Source organism: Sphingobium sp. (assembly GCF_033795625.1).
Classification (GTDB): domain Bacteria; phylum Pseudomonadota; class Alphaproteobacteria; order Sphingomonadales; family Sphingomonadaceae; genus Sphingobium.
In genome coordinates this window covers 1-12581 of sequence record NZ_JARYGI010000031.1, presented here as the reverse complement: position 1 = coordinate 12581, position 12581 = coordinate 1, and the positions used below count along the sequence as shown (strand labels likewise).

The 12581-nt window shown below is 62.4% G+C and carries 10 protein-coding genes; 6 read left to right on the top strand and 4 right to left on the bottom strand.

Features of this window, described 5'->3' with window-relative positions:
• Positions 1–39: 39 nt before the first annotated feature.
• Positions 40–618 carry a hypothetical protein gene (locus tag QHC67_RS14130; RefSeq protein ID WP_319295309.1) on the top strand — a complete coding sequence of 193 codons (579 nt, stop codon included), beginning with the start codon at positions 40–42 and terminating at the stop codon, positions 616–618.
• 30 nt (positions 619–648) lie between these two features.
• Here QHC67_RS14130 and QHC67_RS14125 read toward each other — a convergent pair whose 3' ends face one another.
• Positions 649–1677, bottom strand: a complete 1029-nt coding sequence (locus QHC67_RS14125; protein WP_319295308.1) for a magnesium transporter — start codon at positions 1675–1677, stop codon at positions 649–651.
• A 164-nt stretch (positions 1678–1841) separates the two neighbouring features.
• Here QHC67_RS14125 and QHC67_RS14120 point away from each other — a divergent pair, with 164 nt between their 5' ends.
• From QHC67_RS14120 to QHC67_RS14110, 3 genes are all read left to right on the top strand, one after another.
• Entirely contained in the window at positions 1842–3290 is a 1449-nt protein-coding gene (locus tag QHC67_RS14120; RefSeq protein WP_319295307.1) for a diguanylate cyclase, read from the top strand.
• Between the two features lie 104 nt (positions 3291–3394).
• Entirely contained in the window at positions 3395–4090 is a 696-nt protein-coding gene (locus tag QHC67_RS14115; protein WP_319295306.1) for an NAD(P)H-dependent oxidoreductase, read from the top strand.
• Between the two features lie 385 nt (positions 4091–4475).
• Positions 4476–6800, top strand: coding sequence for a heavy metal translocating P-type ATPase (locus QHC67_RS14110; RefSeq protein ID WP_413818548.1), 2325 nt, complete (start codon positions 4476–4478; stop codon positions 6798–6800).
• 261 nt (positions 6801–7061) lie between these two features.
• Here QHC67_RS14110 and QHC67_RS14105 read toward each other — a convergent pair whose 3' ends face one another.
• Positions 7062–7889, bottom strand: coding sequence for a universal stress protein (locus tag QHC67_RS14105; protein WP_319295304.1), 828 nt, complete (start codon positions 7887–7889; stop codon positions 7062–7064).
• A 63-nt stretch (positions 7890–7952) separates the two neighbouring features.
• The gene (gene clpB / locus QHC67_RS14100; RefSeq protein ID WP_319295303.1) at positions 7953–10547 is read right to left on the bottom strand and encodes an ATP-dependent chaperone ClpB; all 2595 of its coding nucleotides are present in this window, start codon (positions 10545–10547) and stop codon (positions 7953–7955) included.
• 353 nt (positions 10548–10900) lie between these two features.
• Here clpB and QHC67_RS14095 point away from each other — a divergent pair, with 353 nt between their 5' ends.
• Positions 10901–11128, top strand: a complete 228-nt coding sequence (locus QHC67_RS14095; protein ID WP_319295302.1) for a hypothetical protein — start codon at positions 10901–10903, stop codon at positions 11126–11128.
• A gap of 110 nt (positions 11129–11238) precedes the next feature.
• Positions 11239–12039 carry a universal stress protein gene (locus QHC67_RS14090; protein ID WP_319295301.1) on the top strand — a complete coding sequence of 267 codons (801 nt, stop codon included), beginning with the start codon at positions 11239–11241 and terminating at the stop codon, positions 12037–12039.
• A gap of 48 nt (positions 12040–12087) precedes the next feature.
• Here QHC67_RS14090 and QHC67_RS14085 read toward each other — a convergent pair whose 3' ends face one another.
• The gene (locus tag QHC67_RS14085; protein ID WP_319295300.1) at positions 12088–12345 is read right to left on the bottom strand and encodes an NUDIX hydrolase; all 258 of its coding nucleotides are present in this window, start codon (positions 12343–12345) and stop codon (positions 12088–12090) included.
• Positions 12346–12581 lie beyond the last annotated feature (236 nt).

The following is a 12581-nucleotide window of genomic DNA, read 5'->3' as shown; positions in this document are numbered from 1 at the left end:
GGGATTCACTTTTCGTTCTACCTGTGCATGATTCTCGACATGTATCAGGCTCCACTTCATTCCCACACCGCGGCCCGACTGGATATGCCGGGGCTCCTGGAAGTCCTGGCGCATAGCTCCTCGCGGCCGCGCTACGCGTTCATGGTGCTCAACCTGATCGCGCAGATCGCCGGGCCTACCGGACGCGCGGGGCCGATGGTTGTCCAGAACGGCACGGCAACATCAATCCGCGATTGGCTGTGCGACGCCCTCATGCCCATGGGTCATCGCGAGCCGCGTCGGGCCCTGCTTGCCGCGCGGGTTCGCGAGGAGCAGGCCGCTGCTCATGGCCTTCCCACTGACGCGCACGCAGCAGAGCAGGCGATCGACAGTGAAGTTCGAGCGCGCCTGCGCGCTTCCGGCAAGACGAATGTGAGCAGGGCCGTCTCCGATCTCGTGCGCGCCGGGCTGATCGTCCGGCATTATCAGGGTTATTGCGTGGATCACCACAACAGGGGCGCGCAACGTCAGGCAGTCTACACGCTGACGCCTGCCGCCTGGAGCCTGCTTCGAGGCGGTGGTTCGGTGACGCAGCAAAGCGGGGAAACGCCATCGCAGGGGGTCTTGTCCTTGGACTGACGCTCATGCGTCGCGCCACGACCTGCTGGGCTACAGGACCAGCCATTGCACCATTCCGAGATAAAGAAGGATACTCGCCAGATCTTGGACGATCGTCGCGAGCGGACCGGCTCCGAACGCCGGATCGAAGCCGCAGCGATCCAGGAGCCAGGGCAGAACGACCCCGAAGATGCTGGCAAAGGCGCTCGCGGCAAAAAGTGCGAACGCGACAGCCAGCGCCAGCGAAATCGAGCCGAATGCCAGGTTGACGCCGACAAAGGCGATCGTTCCGAGCAAAGCACCGATAAGCAATCCCGTGCCGGCCTCGCGAACGACGACATGTCCAAGGTTGCGATGCTCGAGCGAAAGGCCGCGAACTGCAATCGCCTCGCTTTGGGTGCCGACCGCGTCCGCCATGTAGACGATAGCCGGAATGAAGAAGGCGACGGTGACATTGACCGCCAGGGCCGCCTCGAAGCTCGCCATGATCGAGGTCGCAAGGGCGCTGCCGATCGCGCCCACGATCAGCCATGGAGCGCGTTTGCGGAGCCGCTGGAACGGGCTGTCGAAGAGGAATGCCTGCCGTGCGCCGCGCGTTTCTCGCTGCAGCCCGGCAAATCGGTGCAGATCTTCCGCATGCTCATGCCACAGGATGTTCATCAACGCAGAGGCGCGCAGGCATCCCACGAATATCCCGCCATCATCGATCACCGGAAGGGCGGGAACATCATGCCGGTGGGCCGTGAGTGCTGCCCGCTCGGGCGCACAGGCCAGCTTTATCACCGGCCAGGCGCCCCGCAGCGCCGACATCAGCTCCGACGAGTCCGCCATCAACAGCGCGCGCATGTCGACGACGCCCTCGAACCGACCGTCCTTGTCGGTGAGCACGACAATATCGACGAGATCCCAATGCTTGCCGATGATCGCCTGGCGGCTGTGGCCAGCGGTAGCATCGATCTGCGCCGTGGGCACCTGTTGGACGAGCTGACTGCCAAGGCCTTGCGGATCAACCTTGAGATCCGCGCTCGTGCGAGTTTCCGTGCGTGGCGAATTCAGCCGGCTATCGAAATTGGTCATCATCGGCTGATCCATCTCACTGGTTTGACGCGCAGCTGACGGCTTCGCGGCGGCGGTTGAAAACGCTCCGCGCATGCTGCGCCAATTGCAGAATAGAAACCTCAAATTTGTTGCAACGGATAGCCTTTGGCAATGAGTCGCTAACCATTTCCCGGCACAGCCGCGGCGTGTCAAAGTCAGCGTCCTCGAACAGTATTTTCGATCCACATCTCGGCCGATCCCATCTCGCTGGCCTGGCCTATTTCCTGCTGGCGACCGCCACGATCACGCTCACCGCCACCGGGAGCGGCATCGCCACTTTCTGGCCGGCGAACGCGGCGCTCGTGGCATTGCTGCTCACCGAGCAAAAGCCGCGCTGGGGAATGGTTCTAACCATCGGCATGCTCGCCAATATCGCTGCAAACCTCATGACGCGCGGCCTGCTGGTCTGCGGCGTCCTCTATGGCGCGACCAATCTCGTCGAGGTCGTGATCGCTACCCACGCGCTGCGGTCCAGGCTTGGCTCAGCCGATCCGACCCGCGAGCCGCGCGCGCTCGGCACGTTCATCCTCTGGGCTGGGCTGATCGCGCCTGGACTGAGCGCGATCGGCGGCGGCCTGACCTCCGCTGTCGTGTTCGACAAGCCTTTCCTTGATTCGGCGATCACCTGGTATCTGAGCGACGCACTCGGTCTGCTGATCTTCACGCCCGTGCTGGCGGCCTTGTTCAACGGCGATTATCGCCGCTGCTTCGCCGAAAAGTCCCGGTGGGAACGCTGCGAGGCGCTGGGCCTGCAGCTGGTCGTGACAGCGATGGCATCCCTTGTCTTCTTCGCCACGTTCAAGCCGTTTCTCTTCACGCTTTTCCCTGCGGTAATGCTCGTCAGCTTCAGGACCGGCCGCCTTGGCACGCAGGCATCCGTGCTCCTGATCGCCATTATCGGCGCGATTGCCACCCTGTCGTCCCATGGGCCGATCGTGACCCTTGCCGACACACAGGAACAGCAGCCGCTCTACTTCCAGTTTTTCCTCGCCATTTTGTTCTTCACCTGCCTGCCGGTCACCGCCGGGCTCAGCGCTCGCAATTCGCTCGCGAAGCGATTATTCGACGAACAGCGGGCGCTGGTGAAGGAAAAGCAGGTGCTGGCGTTCCGCGCGGCCACGGACCCGCTGACGGGTATCTTCAACCGCGCCGGCTTCATGGCGGCAGCCCAGCGCGCCCTGGTCGATCCGAAGAGCCTGCCGCTCTGGCTAATCGCCGTGGATGTCGACCATTTCAAACAGATCAATGACAAACATGGCCATCAGGCGGGCGATGAAGCGCTGATCTGGATCGCGTCGGTGCTGAGATCCGCCCTGCGCCAAGACGATGTGCTGGGCCGCCTCGGCGGGGACGAGTTTCTGGCGCTGCTGCCTGCCCGATCGGAGGCAGAGGTGCGGTCCATCTGCGAGCGCCTTGTCGACAGCGTCAGCGCTTCGCCGAAGCTTGTGGAGGGGCGTTTGGTCAGCCTGTCGATCAGTTGCGGTGGCGCGCGACTGGTCGGCGACATGTCGATCAAGGCGCTGATGCACGCTGCCGATGATGCGCTTTACAAGGCCAAGGCGGCGGGACGAAACCGCTCGCTGCTCGCCGCCTGAGGCCAAGTATCGCGCCGGGATTTCGCCGGCGGAAGAACATCACTTGTTCCAGTCCGCCTCCATCGTCAGGATGGCCTTAGAGCGATTCAGATCGGAACCATGACATGGTCGATAGTTCATCGAAGGCCCAAAAAATATTTCGGCATCTTCTGGTGCTCGCCAACCCCTCGGCCAACAGCTTCGACCACTCGATTGCTGCGGAATATGCAGGCGGGGTCAAGGACAATGGGCAACACATAGTCATTCGCGATCTGTACGCGACAGGGTTCGATCCGGTGCTCAAGGCAACGGAGCGCCCGGCCGCCGCTGGGTGGACGCCCGCCCCCGACGTGGTTGAGGAAATCGAGCTGCTCAGAACGGCCGACCTTCTGGTCTTCGTCTATCCGATCTGGTTCGGTCTGCCCCCTGCCATGCTCAAGGGCTATGTCGAGCGCGTGGTCGGTGCCGGCTACACCGTGAACGACCTTCAGGGCGCGGTCGGGCAGCCCGTGGTTCAGGGCAAGCCGCTCATTTCCTTCAGCACTTCGGGCGCTTCCTATGAGTGGCTCAACAGCCAGGACCAGGTACAGGCGCTCAAGACCATTTTCGATGTCTATCTGTGGCGCGGGCTGGCCATGAGCCGCGCGGAGCATTACCGGATCGATTCGGTGGGCTCAGCGATGGATCCCGCTTATGCAGCCGAGCAACTGGCCCATGTGAGAGAAGCAGCGCAAAATTGCTGCGCGCGGCTGGCGAGTGGCCAATATCGCAGCGAAGCAGAGGCGGAAGCCGCGCGGCGCGCGAGAAAATCGCCCGGCTGACGATTTCTGGATACATTTCCCCTGCCGGTGGGCGGACAGACTTATCTTCATGCTGGTCTGAAGCCGATCTTGAGTCAAAACGGGGAGGGATGCCGCCCTTGAGCTGATTTGAGTTGGATATAGCTCTCGGATAGCAAGCGATATTAGCAGCGGACGCTCACCTCGGCGATGGCGACCATCGGCCAGCTCCGCACTTGGCAGCCGCGCCGGACGACTGTGCGAGCTGATGCGGCGGGCGCTCGCGCTTGTCGCGCCCGCTGCATCCGGCATTCCCAGGCTGCGCGAGCTCCTTGCGGTGTGCGATCGGCCGGATCGCTTTACGGAGCAGTGTGCTTGATCTTGTCATGGTGGCAAACCCACATGATCGATCGAAAGGCCCTAGGCAATGAACGATCCTCACTCCCATTCTCATCAGGCGCACGCGGCTATTAAAGATCCGGTGTGCGGAATGATGATCGACCCCGCCAAACCAGCCCATCATGTCGAGCACGATGGTCATAAGTATCATTTTTGCAGCGCTGGCTGCCGGACCAAGTTCATCGCTGATCCTGAGGCATATCTCGGCGGCAAGCCCACGGTCGAGCATGAAGCTACGTCCGGTGCCATCTGGACATGTCCCATGCACTCGCAGGTTCGCCAGGAAGGCCCCGGCACATGTCCGCTCTGCGGCATGGCGCTTGAACCGGAGAAACCCTCGCTAGACGAGGCGCCGAATGCGGAGCTGGTCGATTTCACGCGCCGGCTGTGGATGGCGGCAGTGCTCGCGATTCCCCTGCTTGTCGTCTCGATGTTCGCTGAGATGTTGGGGCTCCACCTCGTCAGCCCGGCCGCCTCGCCTTGGGTTCAGCTCGTGCTCACGGCGCCGATCGTTCTGTGGGCTGGCCGGCCGTTCTTCGAGCGTGGCTGGACGTCGCTCCGAACGCGCCACCTAAACATGTTCACGCTGATTGCGACAGGCGTCGGCGCCGCCTTCCTCTACAGCCTAGTCGCGACAGTCGCCCCCGGCATTTTCCCGCCGACATTCCGCGGCCATGGCGGAACCGTGCCCGTCTATTACGAAGCCGCAGGTGTCGTGGTTGCGCTGGTGTTGCTCGGGCAGGTGCTGGAGCTGCGCGCAAGAGCCTCGACAGGGCGGGCAATACGCGCGCTTATGGACCTGACACCGAAAAGCGCGCGCCGGCTGCGCGCTGACGAGTCCGAGGAGGAGATCGCCCTTGCGTATGTCGCCCGCGGCGATCGGCTGCGCGTCCGGCCCGGGGAAGCCATTCCGGTCGACGGCGTCGTGGTGGAGGGGCGTTCGTCAGTCGACGAGTCCATGCTCACCGGCGAGCCGGCCCGGGTTCTCAAGGAAACCGATGATTCGGTCACCGGCGGAACCGTCAATGGCACCGGCAGCCTGATTATCGAGGCTCGTGCGGTGGGCGCCGACACGATGCTGGCGCGGATCGTTCGCATGGTCGCCGACGCACAGCGCAGCCGGGCACCGATCCAGGCGGTGGCGGATCGGGTGTCTGGCTGGTTCGTGCCGCTGGTCGTGTTGATTGCGGTCGCGACTTTCGTCATCTGGTCACTGCTCGGGCCCGAGCCGCGCATGGGCCACGCGCTGCTCAACGCCATCGCGGTGCTGGTGATCGCCTGCCCGTGCGCGCTTGGCCTTGCCACGCCGATGTCGATCATGGTCGGCACTGGACGTGGCGCCCGCGCAGGCGTGCTGGTCAAAAACGCCGAAGCGCTCCAGGCGCTGGAGAAGGTCGATACGCTGGTGATCGATAAGACCGGAACCTTGACCGAAGGCAAGCCCATGCTGCTCGATATCGAAACCGCGGGGTTGATTGGCGAAGATGAGTTGCTGGCGCTTGCCGCCACGGTCGAGGCCCAATCTGAACACCCGCTCGCTCATGCAATTGTGACAGCTGCGCGCGAGAAGGACCTGGCGCTCGGGCAAGTTCATGATTTCAGTTCGCAGACCGGCATGGGCGTCAGCGCGAGGATCAGCGGCCGTAACGTCGTAATCGGCAACGCCGCGCAGATGCGTCGAATTGGCGCCAATCCCGCTCCACTGAACAAAGCCGCCGACACGCACCGCCGCCAGGGCGCTGGCGTCATGCTGATCGCCGTCAATGGACAACTGGCCGGCCTGCTTGCCGTCGCCGACCCGATTCGCACGGGCGCCCGGGAGGCAATTGCCACGCTTCGGCAAGAGGGCATGCGCGTGGTTATGCTCACCGGCGACAACCAGACCACAGCTGATGCGGTGGCGGTCGCCGTTGGCGGCCTCGACGACGTCCGGGCCGATCTGCGCCCCGAGGACAAGGCGCGCATCGTAGCCGAACTGAAGGGGGGCGGTGCGCGTGTTGCCATGGCGGGTGACGGCATCAATGATGCGCCCGCGCTTGCCGCAGCAGATGTCGGCGTAGCCATGGGAACAGGCACTGACGTGGCAATCGAAAGCGCCGGTTTGACGCTAACCCGAGGCGATCTCTTAGCGATGGTCAGGGCGCGCCGGCTCGCGCGCGCGACGATGCGTAACATCCGCCAGAATCTGTTCTTCTCGTTCGTGTTCAACGGCCTCGGCGTGCCAATCGCAGCGGGCGCGCTTTACCCGATCGCTGGCATCCTGCTCTCGCCGATGCTGGCAGGTGCGGCGATGGCGTTTTCCTCCGTTACGGTCGTGCTGAACGCACTTCGGCTGAACGCGGTCAAGCTATGAACAACGACGCAGCGTTCGACGCGAGCAGCGTTCCCCGCGCATGATCCGCTTTCCAAAATGATTGGCCTTGTGCCCACGCTGCTGCCGCTCTGTTCCCGATGAAATCGCCGCAGCCGAAGATCGTAGTCAAGCAAACAGCTTACAAAGAACGGACTTGGCCAATTTGCCTGTGGCTACATCGTATTAGCGCCGCTAACGACCGAACAGTCGGAGGGGCACACCCGGCCTATGGTCAGTGCCCGCCGTTCCACATTGCCTGCCTCATCCCACAATCAGCACCGGCACGTCCGTTCGAGCGACAAGGTCCCGCGTGACGCTGCCAAAAACCACTTCGCGAATCCGGGAATGGGAAAAGCCGCCGATGACCAGAATGTCAGCCTCTGTTTCTTGCGTATAGGTGGTCAAGACGTCCGCCTCGATCTTCTCGTCGTTGACGATCCAGTGCCCTTCCGCCTTGAAACCGTGCCGCGCCAGGTGGCGTTTGACCTCGGCATGACTGTCCCGTTCGCGCTGGCACTCATCCAGGGTCGATCCGACCGTCACGACGTCGATCGCCGCGCCTGGCTCCGCGAAGGTCACCAGCGCGTGCAGTGCGCGCGTCGCTTCGGGTGAAGGCTTCCAGCCGAGGATCGCGCGCCTGATCGGCTTGAACGGATGATCGGCAGGAAGAATGAGAAGGGGGGTGCCGCTCGAGCGGACCAGCGTCTCCAGGACCCGACGATGGAGCGCTGGCGTGTTCCAAGTCTCGCGAGCTGCCACGATGATGATGTCGGCTACCTGTCGGCTGCGGTTCACATCTCCGGCCAGCCAGGCGAGATCATCATGGAAGCCATAAACCTGATGCTCGCATTTCGCGTCAGCAAGCGCCGTTTTGACTGCCGCGAGGTTCGCCGCATCGTCGCCCATCAGGATTACATCGGGGATGTAGAGGCCGCCGAATGGGGCGAGTGCCGGTGACGCCATCGGCGCAGGGGTCAGCACCGCGACCTCCAGCACCGCGCCCTTGTCCTCGGCCAGGCCGGCAGCCGCCTTAAGGAAAGGCGCCGCCAGCTCGCCATTGTCTACGACGGCCAATACATCCTTGATCATCTTGCCCACTCCCTGTCTGCCGTGCGTCCCGGCTTGCTCCTCACCGAATCATTGAGACTGCCATCATGCTGCCAATGCAGCGCGTGGTCGCAGTTCGAGACCTGCATCACCGGCGTCGACGACGAGCTGCGAGCCGTCGGCAATCTCTCCCCGGAGCAGTGCTTCGGCAAGCGGATCCTGAAGATGCTTCTGCACCGCCCGTTTGAGGGGCCGCGCGCCATAAACAGGGTCGTAGCCGACACGGCCGAGATAGGCCCGGGCTGCTTCGGTGAGCTCGAGGCTGATCTTGCGCTCCTTGAGGAGCTTGCCGACGCGGCTGACCTGTATATCGACGATCGGCCTCATATGTTCCTGGCCGAGCCGGTGGAACAGGATGATCTCATCGAGGCGATTAAGGAACTCAGGCCGGAAATGCGCGCGCACGATGTCCATGACCTGTGGCTCGACCGTTTCCACAGGCTCCCCGTCGGCAAGGTTGGCCAGATACTGGCTGCCCAGATTGGATGTCAGGACGATTATCGTGTTGGTGAAGTCGACTGTCCGCCCCTGACCGTCAGTCAGGCGCCCATCATCGAGCACCTGCAGGAGGACATTGAACACGTCGCCATGCGCTTTCTCCACCTCGTCGAACAACACGACTTGATAGGGCCTGCGCCGGACCGCCTCGGTGAGCACACCGCCTTCCTCATAACCGACATAGCCTGGAGGCGCGCCGATCAGCCGCGCGACGGAGTGCTTCTCCATGAATTCCGACATGTCGATCCGGACCATCGCATTGTCGTCGTCGAACAGGAATCCGGCGAGCGCCTTGGTGAGCTCGGTCTTGCCGACACCGGTCGGTCCGAGGAAGAGAAACGATCCGAGCGGTCGGTTTGGATCCTGAAGCCCCGCGCGGCTGCGGCGCACGGCGGTGGATACGGCCTTGACCGCATCGGCCTGACCGATCACGCGATTGCCCAGCACTGATTCCATGTTGAGAAGCTTCTCGCGTTCGCCCTCCAGCATGCGATCGACCGGAATGCCTGTCCAGCGCGAGACGACCGAAGCGATATCCTCCGAAGTGACTTCCTCGCGCAACATGGCTCCGGCGGATGCCGACTGCGCCTCGGCGAGTTGACGTTCGAGATCGGGGATGCGCCCGTAGGCAAGTTCCCCGGCCTTGGCGAGATCGCCCGAACGCTGTGCCTGGTCCAGTTCGAGCCGGGCACCATCAAGCTGTTCCTTAAGCTTGCTTTCGCCAGCGATCTTTTCCTTCTCGGCTTGCCAGCGCGTGGTGAGTTCGGCCGACTGCTGCTCGAAGTTGGCCAGATCCTGCTCGAGAGCGGCCAGCCGGTCCTTGGAGGCCCGGTCGTTTTCCTTCTTCAACGCCTCGCGCTCGATCTTGAGCTGGATGATGCGGCGATCCAAGGTTTCGATTTCCTCGGGCTTGGATTCCATTTCCATCCGCAGACGCGATGCCGCCTCATCCATGAGATCGATTGCCTTGTCAGGCAGGAAGCGGTCACTGATGTAGCGGTTGGAGAGAGTCGCGGCGGATACCAGGGCACCGTCGGTGATCCGCACCCCGTGGTGCAGCTCATATTTTTCTTTAAGCCCGCGCAGAATGCTGATCGTGTCCTCGACCGTGGGTTCACCGACGAACACCGGCTGGAACCGCCTTTGCAGCGCCGCATCCTTCTCGACATATTTGCGATATTCGTCGAGGGTGGTCGCGCCGATACAGTGCAGCTCGCCGCGCGCGAGGGCCGGCTTCAGGAGATTGCCCGCGTCCATCGCTCCTTCGGACTTGCCAGCACCGATGAGGGTGTGCATCTCGTCGATGAACAGCACGACCTGGCCTTCTGCGCCCTTCACTTCGTCGAGTACGCCCTTCAGCCGCTCCTCGAACTCGCCTCGATACTTCGCGCCTGCGATCAGCGAGCCCATGTCGAGCGCCATCAGAGTGCGATCCTTCAGAGTGTCAGGGACATCGCCGTTCACAATCCGCAGCGCCAGGCCTTCCGCAATCGCCGTCTTGCCCACACCGGGGTCGCCAATCAGAACAGGATTGTTCTTGGTGCGGCGCGCCAGGATCTGGATGGTCCGGCGAATCTCCTCGTCCCGCCCGATCACCGGATCGAGCTTGCCCTCACGGGCCGCCTCGGTCAGGTCTCGGGCGAACTTCTTGAGTGCGTCATACCGATCTTCGGCCGAAGCCGTATCGGCGGTCTTGCCTTTTCGAAGGTCGTTGATCGCGGCGTTGAGCGCATCCGCCTTCACCCCGGCGGCGGCGAGGGCCTTGCCGGCGGGCGTAGCGCTCGCGATGACCAGCGCGAGAAGAAGCCTTTCGACTGTCACATAGCTGTCGCCAGCCTTCTGCGCGGCCTGTTCGGCGGAATCGAGGACGCGCGCGGCATCATTGTCGAGAGCAGGCGAAGCCTGAGCGCCCGAACCGGATACGGCGGGGACTTTTGCAAGAGCCGCATCGGTTTCCCTAACTGCCGTCTCCGGCGCTCCCCCCGCAGTGCGGATGAGGCCCGCCGCCATGCCTTGCTCATCTTCAAGCAGTGCTTTTAGCAAATGCGCCGGACTGATCCGCTGATGATTCATGCGAATGGCGACGGTCTGCGCCGACTGCAGAAATCCTTTGGCGCGGTCGGTGAATTTCTCGATGTTCATGGCTTCAGGCTCTTCATGACATGTTGCACGATAGGCTCAAGCTGAGGTGCTAGCCGCGATTGATGGCGCGCGCCTTCGGGTTAACTACTTACCACAGCACACGGGAGAACCAACGGTCCGTGCCCACGCTCCTCGCGAGGCATAGTTTCTGAAGCGCATTCGCCGCGCTGTCGGGGCAAGCTGGCGCACAACGGGACGGCCAAACAAGCTTGGCGCCGAATCCGTCGCAACGACGGCCGTTATCGCGCCGCCCGCACGTCCACGCGGGGGGACGCCCGCCGCGAACTCTAGGAGCATTACTTAGCTTTTCGGCGCGCGGTTCTTGTTAGACTGGCAGCGAAAGGAGTCTCCAGATGGCGGATTTTAGGATTTGCTTTTACAATCACCTCCCAGATTCCACCGGCCATGACCACCATGTCTGTCAGCGAACCATTCTGATCCCTAACGCGGTGGACGAGGAACGGGCTATTGTTCAGGCCAAGCGGGAATTCGAGCGGCTCGAGCAGGTGACGCATTGGGACCTTCACGCTCGCACCATCGAATGCGCCCGCCTAGTCGGCGTCGGCCGCGTCAGCGCGTAGTCACCGCGGTCGGCTGTACGATTGGACGACAAGGGGCGTCAGTAAGCCTGATCGACGGAAATACCAATACACTCGTTGAATTGTAATCGCGCGTAGCGTCGGAGGTAATCATGAAGAGCATTCTTCTGTTGGTGCATGACGATGACGGACAGTCGGCAAGGCTGAACTCGGCGCTTGATCTGGCGCATGTGCTGGGTGCCCATCTGGGCTGCCTCGATGTGACGCCACCGCTGGTCTATGGCGGCAACAATCATGGCGGGTTCGGCGATCCGATCCTTCTTAACGACGAACGCGAAATTGAAGCCAGGAACAAGGCGCGCCTCACCGAACGGCTCAAACATGCAGGTGTTGCGTGGAGCTGGGAAGATGCCATGGGTGACATGGCCGATTGCGTGATCGACAGGGCCATGCTGGCGGATTTGATCGTTCTGAACTGCGCGCTCGAGGATACCGTTATTCCCGACATGCGGACGGTCGCAAGTCGCGTTCTTATGCATGCGCGCGCTCCGATCGTCGCTGTTCCCGAACAGGCAGAAGGCTTCAGCGCAGCCGGGCGAGCGCTGATCGCCTGGGATGGGCAAGGTGCAGCTGCGGCAACCATGCGCGCCTGCATTCCCCTGCTGCAGCGGGCTTGCGATGTTCACATTTTCATGGTGCGGAACGGCGCTGGAAAGGTCGATGCTGATGCCGCCGGCGCCTATCTGGCCCGCCACAATATCAGCGCTACCATCAAGATCATCGACGATGATGGTGTCGCCATTGATCACTTGATCGCGGCAGAGTCGCAGCGCTGGAATGCCGATTATGTCATGATGGGGGCGTACAGCCACGGGAGGCTGGCGGAGACCTTCGGTGGCGTGACAAAACGCATGCTCAAGGATAGCGCGCTACCGCTCGTGCTCGGCCACTAGGTCTCCATATGGCCGGGTATCATGAGCATGGCCGGGTATCATGAGCGATCATCGCGGCACGTCCATTTCCCGGGGGTTGCGGAGAAAGTCGGCCAGCAATGCGAGTAGGGGGAGCTGACTGGCGAGCATCATGATTGTGGTGTCGGGAATGGTGAACCAACGCGCGCGATCGACTTCAAGAAATGATTGTCTCTTGCCCGATCGCGGCGGCCATTCCTTCTCGAAAACGTTGCTCTTGATCATGTCCGCATCGATCTGCTGCTCGAGCGCGAAAGCCTCGACCAGCTTTCCACCAGCCTGCCGCACTTTTCCGAGCCGAAGAGGTTTTCCGTGAGTTCGTTTCAGCTGCTGAACCAGGTTCCCAAACCGCTATCGCATTGATCCTCTGCGCGACTGCGTAACTGCAACAGCCCTAGTTGCGACAGATGCACTTCCGCCCATCCGTGAGCAAACAAGATTTGGCATCAGATGGGGTGGTTGCCGCCCTCCCCAGACGGCATCGCAATGTGCCAAGATAGTGGTGTTGAAAGGCCACTGAGCGG

Coding starts and splice junctions, on each gene's coding strand:
- QHC67_RS14130 (WP_319295309.1), top strand. CDS start 40: ATGTATCAGGCTCCACTTCATTCCCACACCGCGGCCCGACTGGATATG.
- QHC67_RS14125 (WP_319295308.1), bottom strand. CDS start 1,677: ATGATGACCAATTTCGATAGCCGGCTGAATTCGCCACGCACGGAAACT.
- QHC67_RS14115 (WP_319295306.1), top strand. CDS start 3,395: ATGGTCGATAGTTCATCGAAGGCCCAAAAAATATTTCGGCATCTTCTG.
- QHC67_RS14110 (WP_413818548.1), top strand. CDS start 4,476: ATGAACGATCCTCACTCCCATTCTCATCAGGCGCACGCGGCTATTAAA.
- QHC67_RS14105 (WP_319295304.1), bottom strand. CDS start 7,889: ATGATCAAGGATGTATTGGCCGTCGTAGACAATGGCGAGCTGGCGGCG.
- clpB (WP_319295303.1), bottom strand. CDS start 10,547: ATGAACATCGAGAAATTCACCGACCGCGCCAAAGGATTTCTGCAGTCG.
- QHC67_RS14095 (WP_319295302.1), top strand. CDS start 10,901: ATGGCGGATTTTAGGATTTGCTTTTACAATCACCTCCCAGATTCCACC.
- QHC67_RS14090 (WP_319295301.1), top strand. CDS start 11,239: ATGAAGAGCATTCTTCTGTTGGTGCATGACGATGACGGACAGTCGGCA.